This window comes from Actinoallomurus sp. NPDC052274 (assembly GCF_040679475.1).
Taxonomy (GTDB): Bacteria; Actinomycetota; Actinomycetes; order Streptosporangiales; family Streptosporangiaceae; genus Actinoallomurus; species Actinoallomurus liliacearum.
The window spans coordinates 64,156-81,991 of record NZ_JBFAUT010000039.1 but is presented as its reverse complement, the minus strand read 5'-3'; the positions used below and the strand labels follow the sequence as shown (position 1 = coordinate 81,991).

General features: G+C 72.4%; 14 protein-coding genes and 1 pseudogene. 7 read left to right on the top strand and 8 right to left on the bottom strand.

The annotated features are described in order from the left end of the window. Positions 1-96 precede the first annotated feature (96 nt). Together AB0K82_RS28795 and AB0K82_RS28790 are read left to right on the top strand one after the other, a co-directional pair. Positions 97-1,338 (top strand): annotated as a pseudogene (locus tag AB0K82_RS28795) (AAA family ATPase); the annotation flags it as partial. A gap of 18 nt (positions 1,339-1,356) precedes the next feature. Further along, entirely contained in the window at positions 1,357-2,058 is a 702-nt protein-coding gene (locus AB0K82_RS28790; protein ID WP_364402861.1) for a class I SAM-dependent methyltransferase, read from the top strand. A gap of 21 nt (positions 2,059-2,079) precedes the next feature. Here the strand turns inward: AB0K82_RS28790 and AB0K82_RS28785 are convergent, their stop codons facing one another. After that, complete coding sequence (locus AB0K82_RS28785; RefSeq protein ID WP_364402859.1) at positions 2,080-2,442, bottom strand: hypothetical protein; 363 nt, start codon at positions 2,440-2,442, stop codon at positions 2,080-2,082. A gap of 3 nt (positions 2,443-2,445) precedes the next feature. Then, positions 2,446-2,937, bottom strand: a complete 492-nt coding sequence (locus AB0K82_RS28780) for an SPW repeat protein (protein WP_364402856.1) — start codon at positions 2,935-2,937, stop codon at positions 2,446-2,448. Between the two features lie 261 nt (positions 2,938-3,198). Here AB0K82_RS28780 and AB0K82_RS28775 point away from each other — a divergent pair, with 261 nt between their 5' ends. Continuing rightward, positions 3,199-3,729 carry an SDR family NAD(P)-dependent oxidoreductase gene (locus tag AB0K82_RS28775; RefSeq protein ID WP_364402854.1) on the top strand — a complete coding sequence of 177 codons (531 nt, stop codon included), beginning with the start codon at positions 3,199-3,201 and terminating at the stop codon, positions 3,727-3,729. Between the two features lie 137 nt (positions 3,730-3,866). Here the strand turns inward: AB0K82_RS28775 and AB0K82_RS28770 are convergent, their stop codons facing one another. From AB0K82_RS28770 to AB0K82_RS28745, 6 genes are all read right to left on the bottom strand, one after another. Further along, positions 3,867-4,280 carry a hypothetical protein gene (locus AB0K82_RS28770; RefSeq protein WP_364402851.1) on the bottom strand — a complete coding sequence of 138 codons (414 nt, stop codon included), beginning with the start codon at positions 4,278-4,280 and terminating at the stop codon, positions 3,867-3,869. Between the two features lie 151 nt (positions 4,281-4,431). Then, a complete protein-coding gene (locus tag AB0K82_RS28765) occupies positions 4,432-8,679 on the bottom strand; it encodes a glycoside hydrolase family 38 C-terminal domain-containing protein (protein ID WP_364402850.1) in 4,248 nt (1,415 codons plus the stop codon). Positions 8,680-8,696: 17 nt separating this feature from the next. Beyond that, positions 8,697-9,539 (bottom strand): carbohydrate ABC transporter permease, encoded by an 843-nt coding sequence (locus tag AB0K82_RS28760; protein WP_364402847.1) that lies wholly within the window; start codon positions 9,537-9,539, stop codon positions 8,697-8,699. A 1-nt stretch (position 9,540) separates the two neighbouring features. After that, positions 9,541-10,461 carry a sugar ABC transporter permease gene (locus AB0K82_RS28755; RefSeq protein ID WP_364402845.1) on the bottom strand — a complete coding sequence of 307 codons (921 nt, stop codon included), beginning with the start codon at positions 10,459-10,461 and terminating at the stop codon, positions 9,541-9,543. 40 nt (positions 10,462-10,501) lie between these two features. Further along, complete coding sequence (locus AB0K82_RS28750) at positions 10,502-11,851, bottom strand: extracellular solute-binding protein (RefSeq protein ID WP_364402843.1); 1,350 nt, start codon at positions 11,849-11,851, stop codon at positions 10,502-10,504. A gap of 200 nt (positions 11,852-12,051) precedes the next feature. Further along, the gene (locus tag AB0K82_RS28745) at positions 12,052-13,491 is read right to left on the bottom strand and encodes an extracellular solute-binding protein (RefSeq protein ID WP_364402840.1); all 1,440 of its coding nucleotides are present in this window, start codon (positions 13,489-13,491) and stop codon (positions 12,052-12,054) included. Positions 13,492-13,634: 143 nt separating this feature from the next. On the opposite strand from AB0K82_RS28745, the gene AB0K82_RS28740 reads away from it, so the two are divergent. The 4 genes from AB0K82_RS28740 (at position 13,635) to AB0K82_RS28725 (ending at position 17,804) form a co-directional block, all read left to right on the top strand. Continuing rightward, positions 13,635-14,831 (top strand): aminotransferase class I/II-fold pyridoxal phosphate-dependent enzyme, encoded by a 1,197-nt coding sequence (locus AB0K82_RS28740; RefSeq protein WP_364402837.1) that lies wholly within the window; start codon positions 13,635-13,637, stop codon positions 14,829-14,831. Positions 14,832-14,948: 117 nt separating this feature from the next. Further along, positions 14,949-16,493: a phytoene desaturase family protein gene (crtI, locus tag AB0K82_RS28735; RefSeq protein ID WP_364402834.1), complete on the top strand. Its 1,545-nt coding sequence runs from the start codon at positions 14,949-14,951 to the stop codon at positions 16,491-16,493. Continuing rightward, positions 16,490-17,485 (top strand): phytoene/squalene synthase family protein, encoded by a 996-nt coding sequence (locus tag AB0K82_RS28730; protein ID WP_364402831.1) that lies wholly within the window; start codon positions 16,490-16,492, stop codon positions 17,483-17,485. The genes crtI and AB0K82_RS28730 overlap by 4 nt, the downstream gene beginning before the upstream one ends. A 1-nt stretch (position 17,486) precedes the next feature. Beyond that, entirely contained in the window at positions 17,487-17,804 is a 318-nt protein-coding gene (locus tag AB0K82_RS28725) for a lycopene cyclase domain-containing protein (protein ID WP_364402828.1), read from the top strand. The last annotated feature ends 32 nt before the right edge of the window (positions 17,805-17,836 follow it).

Below are 17,836 nucleotides of genomic sequence, written 5' to 3'. Positions count from 1 at the left end.
TAGGCGGCGAAGTCGCGGTGCAGGTCCTGCAGGTGCACGGTCGACTTGACGACGTCGTCGAAGGTCAGGCCCTCGGCGGCGAGGACGGCGGCCAGAGAGGAGTACCGGCCGCGCGTGCTCAGCTCCTTCGTGCGCAACCGGCTGCTGGACGAGGTGTACCTGCCGCTCATCGGCGACAACCTCGCCAAGCAGCTCGGGGCCGCCGGCGACGCCAAGCGCACCGACCAGATGGGCCTGCTGCTGCTCATCTCCCCGCCCGGCTACGGCAAGACGACGCTGATGGAGTACGTCGCGGGCCGGCTCGGCCTGATGTTCGTCAAGGTCAACGGCCCGGCGCTCGGCCCGTCGGTCACCTCGCTCGACCCGGCGGACGCCCCGGACGCGACCGCCCGCCAGGAGGTCGAGAAGATCAACTTTGCCCTGGAGCTGGGCAACAACGTGCTGCTGTACCTCGACGACATCCAGCACACCTCACCCGAGCTGCTGGGCAAGTTCATCTCGCTGTGCGACGCGCAGCGCCGCATCGAGGGCGTCTGGGACGGCCGCACCCGCACGTACGACCTGCGCGGCAAGCGCTTCGCGGTCTGCATGGCGGGCAACCCCTACACCGAGTCGGGGCAGCGTTTCCGCATCCCCGACATGCTGGCCAACCGCGCCGACGTGTGGAACCTCGGCGACGTGCTGTCCGGCCGGGAGGACCTGTTCGCGCTCAGCTACCTGGAGAACTCCCTCACCTCCAACCCCGTGCTCGCGCCGCTGTCCACCCGGGACCGGGCCGACGTGGAGCTGTTCGTCCGGCTCGCGCAGGGCGACACGACCGTGTCCCCGGACCGGCTCGCGCACCCGTACTCCGGCCCGGAGGTCGAGCAGATCACCGCGGTGCTGCGCCGGCTGCTGCGGGTCCGGGAGGTCATCCTGGCCGCGAACCGCGCCTACATCGCCTCGGCGGCCCAGGCGGACGCCTCCCGGACCGAGCCGCCGTTCCAGCTCCAGGGCTCGTACCGGAACATGAACAAGCTCGCCGAGCGGATCGTGCCGGTGATGAACGAGGCCGAACTCGAGGCGGTCATCGACGACCACTACCTCGGCGAGGCCCAGACCCTCGCCTCCGGGGCCGAGGCCAACCTGCTCAAGCTGGCCGAGCTGCGCGGCACGCTCACCGCCGAACGGGCCGAACGCTGGGCGGCGGTCAAGGCGTCCTACCAGCGCGCCCAGGCGCTCGGTGGCGCCGAGGACGACCCGATGACCCGGGCGGTCGGCGCTCTCGGCCTGCTCGCCGACCGCGTCGCCGCCGTCGAGTCCGCCATCACCCGGGCGATTGACGGACCGGCTCGATGATCATGAATACTGGGTCGCATGGTGCGGTTCGCTGACTTCGACACCCGCGGCTATCGGATGGTGGACGTACGGACCGGCTACGGGCAGTGGGTGGGCACGTACGAGGAGACCGTCGAGGACGTCATGGACCTCGCGCTGCTCGACCGGCTCACCGAGCCCTCCTGGGAGACGGTGCGGCGCGCCGTCGACCTGGGATGCGGCACCGGCCGGACGGCCGCCTGGCTGCGGCGGCACGGGGTGACCGCCATCGACGGGGTCGACCTCACCCCCGAGATGCTCGCGGTCGCGCGGTCGAAGGGCGGGCACGACCGGCTGTTCGAGGCCGACGTGACGGCGACCGGGCTCGACGGCGGCGCGTACGACCTGGTCATCGCGTCGCTCATCGACGAGCACCTGGCCGACCTGACGCCGTTCTACGCCGAGGCCTGGCGCCTGGCGGAGCCGGGCGCGCTGTGCGTGATCGTGGCCTTCCACCCGCACTTCATCATGGCGTCGGGTATGCCGACCCACTTCACGAGCGCGTCGGGCGAGCCGATCGCGATCAGTACGCACGTCCACCTGCTGAGCGACCACGTCATGGCCGGCGTCACGTCCGGCTGGCGTCTCGTCGAGATGCGGGAGGGCGTCATCGACGACCGGTGGCTCGCGGTCAAGCCAAAGTGGGAGCGCTACCGCAACCACCCGATCTCCGCCGTCCTGGTCTGGCGCAAGGACGCCTGACGGGGTCTCCCGCGCCCCGGCTCAGGGCTCGTCGGGATTCTCCAGCCGGAAGAAGTTGCTCGGTGAGCCGTCCGCCTTGTGCTCCTGGTAGATGAAGTTCAGCTCGCGTTCGTCGAAGGTCCGGAACCAGTCGTCCCAGGAGACCTCCCGCAGGTCCTGACCTCCGTAGCCGGGGAAGTCGAGCAGCAGGCGTCCCGGCCTGCCCTCGTACTCACTCCCGGGCGGCGTCGCGGGGTGGGCACCCCGTTCCTCGGCCCAGTGGCGGATCACCTCATGGTCGGTGGTCACCAGGCTCCTCCCCGGACGCTCCTCGTGCTGCTCGGGTGAGGTGATCTTCTGTTCGTACTTGTGCTCGCCCTTGATCGGGTGATCTGACTCAGGCATCGCTCACATCATTCCCCGGCGCGGGGTCGGCCTGCTCGGCTGCATCGGCATCTCTCCGCCGTGGCGCCGGTGCGACATCATCCCGATCGCGGCCGCACCAAGCCCGAAGAGGGTGATCAGCGCGCCGGTGAGGACGTTGTTGATGATGATCGACGTGCTCGGCCTGGCGCCGCTGATCACCCACGGCGCGATGATCGTCCAGATGCCGATGAGGGGCACGACCCAGGCGACGCCGTGGGTGCGCCCGTACGCCGACGTGAAGCCGAGCGCCAGGAGCGTGACCGCGATCCCGGTGATCAGGTTGTTCACGGTCAGTGTGGTGGTACGGCCGTGGAAGTTGACCACCCACGGTGAGATGCACAGGTACAGGCCGCTCAGGAAGGTCAGACCATCGAGCGTGTGGGCGGACCTCGTCTCGGCGACGCGGTCATACCGTGCGCGAAGCGCAGCTATGTCGGGATGCTCCTCGATGCCGGGCATAGGGCGCGCGGACATGTGACCCACCACCTTTCTTTTGAGCGAATCAGTCGCTATTTCGGCTTTTTCCCGCTGGCACAACGGCAACTCCGTTCGAACGCAACGGTTTCGTCAAATCGAGTGATCTTTACCTGTTGACCGCAGGGCTCACGGACCTGAGGGGTTTATCGGCGCGTCAGCGGGGATGGCGTCGTGGCGACGGAAGGAGACCGTGAGCGAGCGGAGGAACACAGCGCGTCGCGGCGGCGGCGTCGGCGGTGGCGCGGAAAGGACATCCTCATGACCGAGCAGACCAGGCCGATGGCGGTCGTGACCGGCGCGTCCAGCGGGATCGGCCGCGCGCTCGCCGAGCAGTTCGCCCGGAACGGCTTCGACGTGCTCATCGCGGCCGAGGACACCGAACTCGACGTCGCGGCGCGCGAGCTGCGGGCCACCGGCGCCGCCGTGACCGCCGTCCGCGTGGATCTCGCCGGCTACGACGGCGTGGAAGAGCTGTACGACGCGATCCGCGTCACCGGGCGTACGCCCGAGGCCCTGGCCGTCAACGCGGGCGTCGGCGTCTCCGGGCCGTTCGCGGACAACGATCTGGCCGACGAGCTCCGGCTCGTGAACCTCAACGTCACCTCCGCCGTCCACCTGACCCGGCGGGTGCTGCCCGGCATGCTGCACCCGTTCCGGGGCGGATCTCGGCTCGCGCGGCGGTGCCGTGGACGTACGTGCCGCGTCCGACTGGGCTCCCAGGCGAAGCCCGGTGCCGGCGATCGGGCATCGGCACGAATGCTCGGTGATCGGGGCCGGGAACCGGGATAAACCGCCCAGATGTACCGGCAGCCGTGCTCCTTTGCCGAGCAATCCGCCCAGCCGAGTGGCGGCGATACCCCGTCCCGCCGCCGCCAAGGCGGGCATCCAGGTAGGAATCGCTCGCCATGGCGGCGCGGGCCGGACCGTCAGTGGTTGAGGTAGCAGGCGAAGAGGGTCTCGCGCGGGTGGGTGCCGCATCGGTACAGACGCCGCGTTGCCGTCCAGCCGCCGCCGGACGTGCGCTGGTACAGCTTGATCGCCGCCTTCTTCGACGCGGTGTAGGAGAAGGACTTCGGGCACCAGTTGCCGCGGACCGGGGTGACGTGCATCGACACCGACCGGACGAGGTGGCCGTCCGCCTTGACCAGGATTCGCAGGTTCGGGCTGTCGGTCAGGTAGCACTTGCCGTGCTTGATCGTCTGATCCTGGGTGGAGATCCGGACGGTGACGTGCCGGGTGACCTTGGTGCTCGCGTCGGCGGTCATGGCGAGCGGCAGGGCCGAGCCGGCGGCGATCCCGCCGACGATGGCCAGGCGAGCGAGGGTGCGGCTGGTGAGCAAGGGCGTTCCTTCACGGCGGGGTGGCGATTCGGTCGGCTCCTCTGATGGCGGCGCTCCCGCCGGGGTTCGCGTCCGGCCGGATCCGGCCGCACGCCGGCGACGGATGAGTAGGGGGATGCGGGGCCGGGGACGCGGCCCCGCATCCCTCGGGTCAGGGCGTTATCTCGACGGGGATCGTTTCGGTGTAGTGGAGGCGGCCGAAGTACGTCACGCGGACCAGGGCCCACCAGGCTCCCGGCCGGGCGGCGCGGGCCGCGTGGAGGTGGAACGGGACGACGGTCTCGGCGCCCGGCGCCACCTCGAAGCCCGCCGTCCACGGGGTGATCAGGACGTCGGCGCCCGGGCCCCAGGTGCCGTACGGGCTGATCAGCTGCGCCTCGCCGCGGATCGGCGCGGCGGCGGAGTTGCGCAGCCGCACGGCGATCTCGCCGTCGTCGCCCGGCCGGAGCGGGTTCGCGGACGAGGTCGTCTCGACGTGCAGCGGTTCGCCCGCCGGGGCCGCGCCGACCTGGACGGTGACGACGTCCTCGATGAGCTGTCCCAGGTCGTCGCGGATGCGGGCGCCCACGAAGTAGGTGCCCGCCGCGTCCGGCGCGTCGACGGTCAGCTCGTACTCGGCGAACTCGCCGGGCGCGAGCCGGTAGTCCAGGGCCGGGCCGGTGACGGTGAGCCCGTCCGGCACGTCCAGCTCGACGCGTCCGGCCGCCTCCCGGCCCGAGGCGGCGACGGTGAGGCGGATCCGGCCGGGGCCGTCGAGCCGCTGCGGGGACAGATGCACCGCGACCGGGAGGTTGCCGACGGGGGCGGGGCCCTTGTTGTGCAGCCAGTAGCGGCCGAACACCGGCTGGGCCGGTTCCGCGGCCGGGCCCAGCGCGACGGTCCCGGTCGCCGTACCGGCGGGTCCGGTCGTCGTGCCGGTCGCTTCGGTCACCCTGCCGGGGGCCGGGCGCAGGCGGACGGTGGCGACGTCGGCGGCGCCGAGCGGGACCTCGGCGGTCCCGTCCACCGGGGCCGCCCGGCCGCCGGACTCCAGCAGGTCGGTCCGGGACGCGTCCGTGACGCCGGTGAACAGGCCGATCCGCGCCGTCGCCGGGCGGCCGGCGGACTCGTACACGCGGACGGTGACCCCGTCGGCGGGGTCGGCGTCGCCGGGCAACGCCGCGGCGAGGGGATCGCCGGCCGGCTTGAGCGCGGACAGCAGCACGTTCGCCGGCTCGACCGTCACCAGGCCGTCGCGAGGAGCGGGCACGCCGGAGTGGGCGGCGGTGGGCCTCGCCAGGACCTCGTGGTTGTACTCCTGCCCGGCGCGAACGAAGCCCGCGGCCCGCCAGTCGCCCGCTCCGGCCGTCAGGGAGTAGCCGAAGGTGTGGTTCCAGTGCTGCCAGGACAGGCTCGACCCGTCGGGCGCCGTGCGCAGCGGGCCGTCGACCCACACCCCGCTGGGCCACGTGCTGCAGGAGCGCATCAGGTTGAGGTACACCCGGCCCTCCGGCGTCGTGACGGTGCCCGGCAGGCCGGCGTTGAGCAGCGCCACCGACCGGTCGGCGTACGGCGCGTCGGACCCGTCCAGTCCGGCCGGTCGCCGTACGTCGATCGTCGCGTCGCCGAGGTCGGCGCACAGGCCGGCGACGTCACCGGCGACGATCAGCACGGGCAGGTCCCGTACGCCGCGCACGTCCGCGTCCGGGACCCAGATCTCGGCGAGCGGGCGGGCGGCGGGCACGAACACCCGGCCGTGCTCGGCCAGCGCCGCGGCGTAGGCCGGATCGGCGGCGGCCAGGACCTCGGCGGCGAAGCCGTTCTCCTCCGGGCCGCCGAGGACGATCCGGGCGTCGGGGAGGTTGGAGTCGACGTCGAGCGCGCCGTAGCGGGGGCCGTCCGGACGGCCGAACGTCGCGGTCACGCCCTGCGCGGCCAGCGCGGTCAGCACCGCGCGGGCGGGCTCGCCCTCGTCGGTGCCGATCACCTCGGCCACCCCGACGGCGTGCTCCTCCCGGGAGCCGTCGTCGCCGGTCAGCGCGACGCGCACGGTCGCGCTCAGCGCGGTCCAGGTGTGGGCCGGGTTGTCCAGCGTCCACAGGCTCTCGGCGGTGTCCGCGTCGGGGAACCCGAAGGGCCGGCCGATCGCGGCGAAGCCCACCTCGGCGACGGGCCGGCCGCCGGGGACGTCCAGGTCGAAGCCCACGCGCAACAGGTGGTCCTGGCCGATCGAGCCGCCGACGTGGGTGCGGAAGTCCACCCGGTCGACGCCGTCCCACAGCAGGACCTCACCGGTGATCGTCAGCCCGTCCAGGGTCGTCTCGGTGACGATCCGGCGGCCGATCGGGCACTCCTCGACCCGTACGGACGCGGGGCGGGCGCCGGTGCCGTGCCCGGGGCCGGCCGGCAGCAGGTGCCACGGGCCCTCGCCCCAGACGGGGTGCGTGGGGTGCTCCTCCTGGAGGTACAGCTCGCCGCCCAGCCCGCCCGGCCGGATCAGCTCGTCGCCGGTCCGCAGGTCGCGGATCGAACTGAGGGCGCCGCCGCGGGCCGGATCGGCGGTCACCGCGAACGCCGCGTTGGCCGCCTCGGCGCCGTCGGCCGGCGTCCAGCCCGAGGGCAGGTCGTCGGCGTCGACGACGTGGTAGACGCGGTAGCCCAGCGAGGGCACGGCGCGGGCGAGGAAGGTCAGCGTGACCTCCGCCACGCCCCCGCCCGCCGCGGTCCGAACGCCCTCGGCGAGGCAGGGGACCGGCTCGCCCGCGTCGTCGACGAGGCGCAGGCCGGGGCGCGGCTCGTCGAACGTGAGCCGGACGGTGGTGATGCCGTCGCGCGCCCAGGACAGGGTGTTCGCCACGATCACCGGCCGGCCCGGGCCCGTCGTGTCGGCCCGTGCCGCGAGGTGGTCGAGGGCGGCCGTGCGGACGGTGTCGCCCAGTTCGTACGCCTCCCGCCACCCGGCGAGCAGGTCGACGTACACCTGGTCGGACTCGCTGCCGGTGATCGCGTCGTGGTGGGCGCCGTACGCGAGCAGCCGCCAGGCCTTGTCGACGGCCTCCGCCGGGTAGGCCGCGCCGGTCAGCGCGGCGAGCGTGGCGAGGCGTTCGGCGTCGAGCACCGCGACCTCGGCGACCCGCTGCGCCTGCTTCGTATCGATGTAGGAGACGTCCTTGCCGGTGTAGACCGGGTTCATGTCGCGGGTCTGCGGCACCGGCACGGCGCGACGTTCGCCCAGCTCCTCGCGTACGGCGGCGAAGAACTCCTTGGGCAGGCCGACGACGAAGCGCGGCCAGACGTAGCGCTTGCTCCAGTCCCGGTGCACCTCGGTGCTCCACCGGGACGGGATCACGTGGTCGCCGCCCACCGGCAGCAGGACGTTGCGGGTGGCCGCGACCGGGCGCAGCTCGCTGAACTGGCCGTACGCCAGCTCCGTGGCCTCCTCGAGCGTGCGGGCCTGCTCCTCCATCACCCAGCCCGCGCTGTAGTGGTTGGCCATGTACGCGGTCAGCAGGCCCCGCCCGCTCGGGGAGATCCACTCGAACTCGGCGGGGAACTGCATCCGCTCGTTGTCGCCGACGTGGCGGTTCGGGCCCCACATGTGGAACGGGCCGCGCGCCCAGGCGGAGGAGGTGAGCCCGGCGTCGGCCATCAGCCCCGGATAGGCCGGGTCGTGCCCGAAGACGTCGAGCATCCACGCCGAGCGCGGGTCGCCGCCGACCACGTCGCGCTGGTACCCGATGCCGTAGACGGCGTTGCGGATGGTGGACTCGGGGTGGGTGAGGTTGGTGTTCGGCTCGTTGTAGTTGCCGCCGACGATCTCGATCCGGTCCTCGTCGAGGAACCGCCGCAGGTCCGCGCGGTCCTCCGGGTGGACGTCCCAGTACGGCTTGAGGTAGTCGACCTCGGCCAGCACGAACTTGTAGTCCTCGTCGCGCCGGGCCGCGTCCAGGTGGGCGCGGACCAGGTCCAGCGCGGTCCGGACGGTCGACGGCCGGCGTTCCTCGGCGGCGGGCAGGTCATAGTAGGTCGCGGTGAACCCGGCCTGGCTGTTCCACCACACCGGGTCGTAGTGGAAGTGGGAGACCATCCACATGGTCCAGCCGGTGACCGCGGCGGTGATCTCGCCGTCGAGGGTCGCGCGGTCCGCGCCCGGCGTCTCGGCGACGGCGGTGACGCGGCGGACGGCGCCCTCGGTGACGGGCTCGGCGAGGCTCACCCCGACCTCGGCGACCAGGGTCTCGCCGGGGTCCAGGCGGGTGACGACGGTGGGCTCGGGGGTGCTCACGGCCGGGCCGGTGAGCGAGACCCGGATCTCGGTCAGGGGGGAGTCGGCCCCGGTCAGCGTCACACGGACGATCTGCCGGGGATGCGACGTCGAGCCGGCGAACAGGTCGGTCGACTCGATGGCGGCGATGCGCATGAAGGCTTCCCTTTGGCTCAGCCCTTGACGGCGCCCTGCATCGCGAACGCGTTGCCCAGGGTGCGCTGGGCGACGGTGTAGAGCAGGACGACGGGCAGCGAGTACAGGATCGAGAACGCGGCCAGCAGGCCGTACGAGGCCATGCCGTTGAGACCGAAGTACTGGTAGATCGCGACCGAGGCGGGCTGCTTGCCCGGATCGATCAGCAGGATGAACGGGACGAAGAAGTTCCCCCAGGTCAGCGTGAAGGTGAACGTGAACACCACGGTCGTGCCCGGGACCATGAGCGGCAACACGATCCGCACCAGGGCATGCAGACCGTTCGCGCCGTCCACCCAGGCCGCCTCCTCCAGGGAGATCGGCACCTCGTCCATGAAGTTCTTCATCATCCAGATCGCCATCGGCAGCCCGGTGGCGGTGAGGAACAGCACGGTAGCGGGGATCGAGTCGAGCAGGTCGAGCTGGACGAACAGCCCGTACACCGGGACCATGATCGCCGTGACCGGCAGCCCGGTCGCGAACAGCAGGCCCAGCAGGACCGGCCGGCCGAACCTGCGGCCGTAGCGCGACAGCGGGTACGCCGCCGGCGCGGCGAGCAGCAGCGTGAGCAGCGCCGAGCCCAGCGACAGTACGAGGCTGTTGGCCAGGGAGTGCAGGTTGTCCCCGGTGAGGACGTCGACGAAGTTGCGCAGCGTCGGCGCGTCGGGGATGGACGTGTCCGTCGTCGGGGTGCTGGAGACCGAGGCCAGGAACAGCCAGCCGAACGGCGCGAGGAAGGCCAGCGCCACGAGGGCCAGCACGACGTAGGCGGCGACCGCGGCGGTGCGTCGTCCGGGCGCGGTGGGAGAGGCGAGCGCCACGTCACACCTCCTTCCGCATGGCCCGCAGGTACACCAGTGAGAACACGGCGCCCACGGCCAGCAGCACGATCGCCAGCGCGGCGCCGTAGCCCAGGTGGTAGAACTTGAACGCCTGCTGGTACATGAAGATCGGCAGGGTCTGGCTCTTGGTCCCGGGTCCGCCGCCCGTCATGACGAAGATCAGCGTGAACACCGCCAGCGTCTGCAGCGTGATCGTCATCAGGTTGGTCAGCATGGACCGCCGGATCAGCGGCAGCGTGATGTGCCGCAGCCGCGCCCAGCCGGACGCGCCGTCCACCGCGGCGGCCTCGATCAGCTCGTCCGGCACGTTCGACAGCGCGGCCGAGTAGACGAGCATCGAGAACGCCGTGCCGCGCCACACGTTCGCGATCGTCACCGCCGCGAGGGGATTGCTGAACAGCCAGCTCCCGCCGTGCAGGCCGACCGCGCGCAGGATGGCGTTGAACGTGCCGTGGTCGGACAGGAACGCGTACCACATGAACCCCGCGACCAGCTCCGGCAGCACCCACGCGCCCACCACGATGCCGCCCACCACGGCGCGGACGATCCGGTGCCGGCCGTTCATGAGCAGGGCGAGCGCGAGGCCGCCGAGGTTCTGCCCGATGACGGCCGAGCCGAGGACGAAGACGACCGTCAGCCACAGGGACTTGGCGAACGCCGGGTCGGCGAACATCTCCCGGTAGTTGCGCAGCCCGACCAGGTGCGGGCTGCTGGCGCCCGCGCCGGTCAGCGCGATGTCGGTGAACGACGCGTAGACGCACCACAGGATCGGCCCGACGAAGAACAGCGCGAGCAGGCCGAAGGCGGGCACCAGCGGCAGCGCCCGGCCGACGGCCCGCCGCCCGCGCCGGACGGGCGGGCGGCGGGTGACGGTGCGCTCGGGCAGGCCCACGGCCACCATCAGGGCGTCGTCCCTTCGACGAGGAGGCGCGTACGGGCCATCAGGACCTCGCCTCCACCTTGTCCGGCCCGGCGATCTGCTTGACCTGGCCGGCGAAGTCGTTCATCGCCGACTGGGGCGAGGACTGGCCGGTCACCACGGCCTCGCTGGCGGCCTGCAACTGGTTGGAGATCTGCGGGTAGACGTTGTACGCGGGCCGGTACTGGGTGACGGACACCAGGTCGGTGAAGAACCGCTGGGTGGGGTTGCCCTCGAGGTACTTCGGGTCCGCGACGACGTCCTTGCGCACCGACACCTGCGTCGCCTTGATGTAGAAGAACAGCGAGTTCTCCTTGTTCAGGGCGAGCTGCACGAGCTTCCAGGCGGCCGACGGGTTCTTGGTGCGGGCGCCGACCGACAGCAGCCAGCCGCCGGACAGCGACACCTTGCCGGGCGCCTGGCCGTTCTGCGTGGGCATGGCCGCCGTGCCGAGCGTGCTGGACCACTGCGGCCAGGCGTTCGCCCCGCCGGGGATCCACGCCTGCGGCAGCCAGGAGCCGTCGAGGGCGATGGCGAGCTTGCCCTGCGGAAGCTCCTGCCCGCCGACGTTGTCGCTCCAGTGCGGGTCGAGCGCCTGCTGCTGTGTGGGGCCGAGCCCGGAGGAGTAGACCGTCTTGAGGAAGTCGAAGGCCGCGCCCATGCCCTTACTCGGCACGACCCACTTCTTGGCCTGGTCGTCGTACAGCTTGTCGTCGGTGCCGTACAGCAGCATCTCGAAGCCCTGCATGGACGACGCCTCGCCGACGCCCTTGCCCGCGTAGACGTTGAGCGGGATCACGCCGGGGACCTTGGCCTTGATCTGCCGCGCGGCGGCGAGGATGTCGTTCCAGGTCTTCGGCTGCCAGTTCGCCGGGAGCCCGGCCTTGGCGAAGATCTGCTTGTTGAACCAGAGGCCGCGGGTGTCGGTGCCCATCGGAACGCCGTACGTGTGGCCGTCGGCCGCCTTGCCCGCGACCTTGGCCGCGTCGACGAACTGCGACCAGTCCGGCCAGGACTGGAGGTTGGCGTCGAGCGGCATGAGGAAGCGCGCCTCGGCGTCGGAGTTCACGAAGAAGGTGTCCTCGTAGGCGACGTCGGGGGCGGTCTTCGGGGACCGCCGCATGAGGTTGAGCTTCGTGTAGTAGGAGTTCTCGTCCGCCTCGATCGGGATGAGCTTGAGCTTGATACCGGGGTTCTGCTGTTCGAAGACGGGCTTGATCTTCTTGAACAGCTCGTCCGCGCCGATGAAGTTGCCGAACTTCTGGTAGGCGACCTTGATCGTTTTGCTGTCCGAAGATCCGCCGCCGCCGCAGGCGCTCGCCGACGCCGAGACCATCACCGCCGTCATCACCAGTGCCGATATACGACGCATGTGCGCTCCCTCCGCAGGGATTTGTCACTGTGATGTGGCAAATGTGGAAGCTGGAGCGTTCCACGTCAAGAGGTACGAGCGAATGGGTTACGAACGCGTTACGTGAACGGCGTCAGGCCCGCGCCGGGCGGCGGGCTCCGCGGCGAGGCGTCCGGTTCGGGCCCGCGCCGGGCGGCGGGCCGCGCGGTCAGGCGTTCGGTTCAGGCGCGGACGACGGGCAGGCCGGTGATCGCGCTGATCCGGTCGGCGGCCAGGGCGACGCCCACCGCCGGGCTCCACCGTCGGGTCAGCACGCCCTCCAGCAGCGCCTGGAGCTGCGTGGAGACCAGGGCGTACACCGGCGCCGACGGCCGTACGACCGCGTGCTCGAGCAGCGCCGCCGTCTGGGCGTGGAACGGAGACACCGGCGCCATGGCGTCCAGCACGCTCCGGCGCGGCGGGAGCTGGCCGGTCTCCGCGCACACCTCCGCCAGGCGGTCCCGCGCCGTGGCCGCGCGCAGCAGCCGCATCGCCAGGTGGGGGTTCCGCGCCTGGCGGGGGATGCAGTAGACCATCCCGCCGCACAGGATCGTCGACGGCCCGTGCGGGCCCGCGGGCAGCGGGACGAACCCGAACCGCTCGCCGACCTCGGGCAGCGGGGTGTCGGTCTCCTCGGCGATCAGCTCGGCGTGGTAGCTCGCGCCCACGAACAGGTCCGCGCGCCCGGCCGCCAGCAGCCGTGCCGCCTTGTGCCGGTCGTAGGTCACCACCTCGGCCGGCAGCACCCCGTCGTCGACGAGGCGGCGCAGGAACCGCAGCGTCTCCACGGCGGCGGGGGAGTCGAGCGTCACCGCGTCGGCGGTGAAGATCGTCGCGCCGTTCGCGGCGAGCAGCCCGACCAGCGCGTACGTGGCGGTCTCCGTCGCGGCCGGGCCGCCGGGCATGACCAGGGCGTGCCGGTCGCGGGGCAGGCCGGCCGCGAGCGCGCGCCCCAGGGCGCGCAGCTCCCGCCAGGTGGTGGGCGGGGAGGCCCCGGCGGCCGTCAGGGCCTCGCGGCGGTACCACAGGCCGGTGACGTCCGCCTGGGCCTGGACGGCGACGATGTCGTCGCCGTCGTGTCGGTACGCGTCGGCGAACGGCGGCAGGAAGTCGGCGTCGTGCTCGGCCGCGACCCACTCGGGGTCCAGCTCGCCGATCGGCGTGAGCATGTGCGACTCGGCGAACTCCGCCACCCACACGGAGTCGATGAGCGCCAGGTCCGGGCCCCGGCCCTCGGCGATCGCCCGGCGGAACATCGTCCGCAGCTCGCTCAGCGGCGCCGAGGTGATCGACAGCCGCAGGTCCTTGCCGGCCGCCTCCCGCAGTTGGCCGGCCCACGCCTGGTCGCAGGTCATCACCGAGACCTCCGGAGCCGCGCGCAGCGCCCGCATCCACTCCGGGTTCACGAACGTGCCGCGCCGCCGGTGCCGCACCACGACCCCCTCGGCCGCCAGCTCCGACAGCGCCCGCGCGACCGGCGTACGGCTCAGGCCGTACGCCGCACACAGGGCGTGCTCGGTGGGCAGCCTGCCGTCCATGCCGTAGTGACCGCTCTCGATGTCGGCGAGAAGGCGCCGCTTCAGGCGGTAGTAGGCGGGCAGTGGCTGCTGCGCGATGTCCATGGACGTCCTCGGTCGGTGATCAGGCCCAGCATATTTGTCGTCCACAGACGACAAATACCTGTGCGCGGCCGTTCTGACCATGGGCCGGTACGAGGCCGAGGGGCGTTGTGGCGACGGAGCCGTCCGGAGCAGAGGATGGGACCATGAACTCACCGCAGGACAAAACGCGCGCCGAGACCAGGACCGTCCACCCGCCCGTCGTCGAGGTGGAGGGGAGCCGCCCGGTCGGCGTGCCCATCTACCAGGGGCACCTGTTCGCCTTCGACGACGCCGACGTGATGGCCGAGGCGTTCGGCGGTCCTGACGGCGCGTTCTTCTACAGCCGGCTCGGCAACCCGACCGTCCGGGTGCTGGAAGAGGCGGTCGCCGACCTCGAGGGCGGAGCCGCGGGACTCGCCGCGGCCTCCGGGATGGGCGCCATCAACGCGGCGCTGCTCGCGCTGCTCGGCTCGGGTGACCACGTCATCGCGCAGGGCTGCCTCTACGGCGCCACGATCGGGATGCTCGACGACCTCGCCGCGCGCTGGGGCGTCGAGGTGACGTACGTCTCCGGTTCCGACCCCGAGCAGGTCCGCGGCGCGCTGCGTCCCAACACGCGCGTGCTCTACCTGGAGACGATCGCGAACCCGACCACCCAGGTCGTCGACCTGCCCGCGCTGATCGCCGTGGCGAAGGACGCGGGCGTGCTCAGCGTGGTCGACAACACCTTCGCGAGCCCGATCCTGTGCCGCCCGATCTCCCACGGCGCGGACGTCGTGGTCCACTCGGCCACCAAGTACCTCGGCGGCCACTCGGACGTGCTCGGCGGCGTGGCGGTGTTCGCCACCGAGGAGCTGCACCGGAAGGTCTGGCACTACGCGGCCGAACTCGGCGCCTCCGCCGACCCGTTCGTGTCGTGGCTGACCGTCCGGGGGATGCAGACCCTGGCCCTGCGGATGCGGCGGCACTGCGACAACGCCCTCGATCTGGCCGGCCGGCTCGCGGGCCATCCCGCCGTGGCGTCCGTCCGGTACCCGGGTCTGCCGGACCACCCGGACCACGAGGTCGCGGTCCGCCTGATGCCCGACGGCCAGGGCGGCGTGCTGGCCTTCGACCTGGCCGGCGGGCGCGAGGCGGGGCGGATCTTCGCGGGAGCGGTGCGGCTGGCGGCCCTCACCCCCTCGTTCGGCGGCGTGAAGACGTACGTCCTGCACCCGGCGAGCACCTCGCACCGGCAGCTCGGCGACGAGCAGCTCCGGACGGCGGGCATCGGCCCCGGCACGATCCGGGTCGCGGTCGGCATCGAGCACCCCGACGACCTGTGGGCGGACCTCGAGCAGGCCCTCGCCAAGGTCGGCTAGACACGGCGGATCCGGCATCCGGCCGATTCTCGGGTCAATCCCCGCATCGCCGTCCTGAGCTGCGGGAACGACGGTCTGCCGGTGCTTCGGCGGCGGATACGCGGGTACGCGAGGGGCATGCGCACTGTCGGGGGGAGCACCGACCGGATCGTGGTGATAGGCGCGGGGCTGTCCGGGTTGTCCGCGGCACTGCACCTGGCAGGGCAGGGCCGTGAGGTCACCGTCGTCGAGCGCTGCGACGGACCCGGTGGCAGGGTCGGCCGCCGCGATGTCGGCGGCTACCGCACGGACACCGGGCCCGGCTGGCTGACCATGCCCGGCATCATCGAGGACACCCTCGCGACGGTCGGCGCGTCGATGGACGACCGGCTGCCGATGGTGCGGCTCGACCCCGCCTACCGGGCCCACTTCGCCGACGGGACCGTACTCGACGTCCACGCCGACGAAGAGGCGATGGCCGAGGAGATCCGCGGCTTCGCGGGGCCGAAGGAGGAGGCCGGCTTCCGGCGGCTCCGGCACTGGCTCGTCCAGTTGTACGAGGCGGAGTTCGAGCGGTTCATCGCCGCCAACGTCGACTCGCCTCTTCGGGTGCTGGGGCCGAGACTGGTGCGCCTGGCGCTGATGGGCGGCTTCATCCGGTGGGACCGTCTGGTCGCCCGGTACATCCGCGACGAACGGCTGCAGCGGATCTTCACGTATCCGACGCTCTTCGGCGGCCTGGCGCCCCACCGGGCCCTCGCGATCTACGCCGTGGTCGCCTACATGGACATCGTCGGCGGCGTCTTCTTCCCGTACGGCGGGATGCGCGCCCTGCCGGACGCGTTGGCGGGCGCGGCGGCGGACGCCGGTGTCTCCTTCCGCTACGCCACGACCGTCGTCTCGCTGGAGCGCCGGGGCGGCCGCGTCGTCGCGGTCCGCACCGAGGAGGGCGAACGGATCGCCTGCGACGCGGTCGTGATCAGTTGCGAGTTGCCGACGGCCTACCGGTTGCTGGGCGGCCCCCCGCATCGGGTCCTGTCGCTGCGACCCGCGTCCTCGGTGATCACGCTGCACATGGCCGCGACGAGCACGTGGGCGGGGACCCTGCACCACAATCTGCTCTTCGGGCATGCGTGGGAGAGCGGCTACGACGATCTGACCAGCGGCCGCCGGCTGATGCGCGACCCGTCGCTCCTGCTGACCCGGCCGACCGCCACGGACCGCTCCCTCGCCCCGCCCGGGCTGCAGTTGCTGTCCCTCCTGGTCCCGGTTCCGAACCTGACCGACCTGCCCGTCGACTGGAACGACCTCGGACCCGAGTACGCCCGTCGGATGCTCGACATCGTGGCGGGCCGGCTCGGCTTCGCGCCGAGCACCGTCGACCTGCTCCACCTGACCACGCCGGCCGACTGGCAAGGGCAGGGCCTGGTCGCCGGCACGCCCTTCAGCCTGGCGCACTCGCTGCCGCAGACGGGGCCGTTCCGGCCGGCCAACCTCCCGCGCTCGGCGGACAACGCGGTGCTGGCCGGCTGCGGCACCGTGCCCGGCGTCGGCATTCCCGCGGCCCTGCTGTCCGGCCGGCTCGCGGCCGACCGCATCACCGGCGTCCCCCGGGAGCGGCGCGGCCTGATCGCCGGTCCGCGGGGCCGCCTCGTCGCCCCCTCCGCGGGCGGGCGGCGATGACGGGCCGGACCGGGCACCGGGAGGGGCCGGAGACGGCGGCCGCGCGCCGGGAGCTGGACGCCGCCGGGATCACCGACCCGCTGCTGCGCGCCTCGTACGGCCGGTGCCGGACGCTCAACGCGCGACACGGGCGGACGTACTTCCTGGCGACGCGGCTGCTCCCGCCGTCCCGGCGACCGGCGGTGCACGCCCTGTACGGGTTCGCCCGGCACACGGACGACCTGGTCGACGAACCCGGGCCGGAGCACGGACCCGACCGGATCGCCGCGCTGCTGGACGACGTCGCCACCGCGCTCACCGCGGGGCTGCGGGCCGGCCGGAGCGACCATCCCGTGCTGGCCGCCGTCGTGGACACCGCGAGCCGGTTCGCCATCGCCGGCACGCTGTTCACGGCGTTCCTGCGCTCCATGCGGATGGACCTCACCGTCACCGGCTACCCGACCCGGGCGGCCCTGCGCGACTACATGTACGGGTCGGCCGAGGTCATCGGCCTGCAGATGCTGCCCGTGCTCGGCACCGTCGGCGATCCGGCCGAGGCCGTGCCGCACGCCACGGCCCTCGGGCGGGCGTTCCAGCTCACCAACTTCCTGCGCGACGTCGGGGAGGACCTCGACCGTGGCCGGGTGTACCTGCCCGCCGACGAACTGGCGGCGTACGGCGTCGACCGCGAGCTGCTCGCCTGGTGCCGGCGGACCGGCCGCGTCGATCCCCGCGTACGGCGCGCGCTGGCGGACCAGATCGGCCGCACCCGGGCGATCTACCGGCTGGCCCGCCCGGGGATCGCCCTGCTGGACCCGGCCGCGCGGCCCTGCATCGCCACCGCCTACGCGCTGTACTCCCGCATCCTCGACCGGATCGAGGACCGCGGCCATGACGTCTTCGCCGGCCGGGTCACCGTCGGGGCCGGGCGGCGGCTGACCTACGCCGGGTCCGCGTTGGGTCGCGTCCTGTGGACCCGCGCGGTGCACGCGCCTCCCGCCCGGAGGCGGTGAGGTGGACCACCTGCGCTATCTGCTGCTGCTGGCCGGCTGCCTGGTGGTGACCCTGCCCCTGGAGCTGTCCGGCAGCCGGGTCTACCGGCGCCCGGCCCGGCTGGCGCGGGCCGTGCTGCCCGTCGCGGCCGTCTTCCTCGCCTGGGACGCGGTCGCGATCGCGGCCGGCGTCTGGTGGTACGACCCGCGCTACCTCGTCGGCGTCACGCTGCCGCTGTCGGTGCCGCTGGAGGAGGCGCTGTTCTTCATCGTCGTGCCCGTCTGCGCGGTGCTCACCCTGGAGACCGTACGGCGGCTGCTGACGAAGGAGGATCCATGAGCGAGCGGAGCGAGGGAATCGAGAGCGCAGCG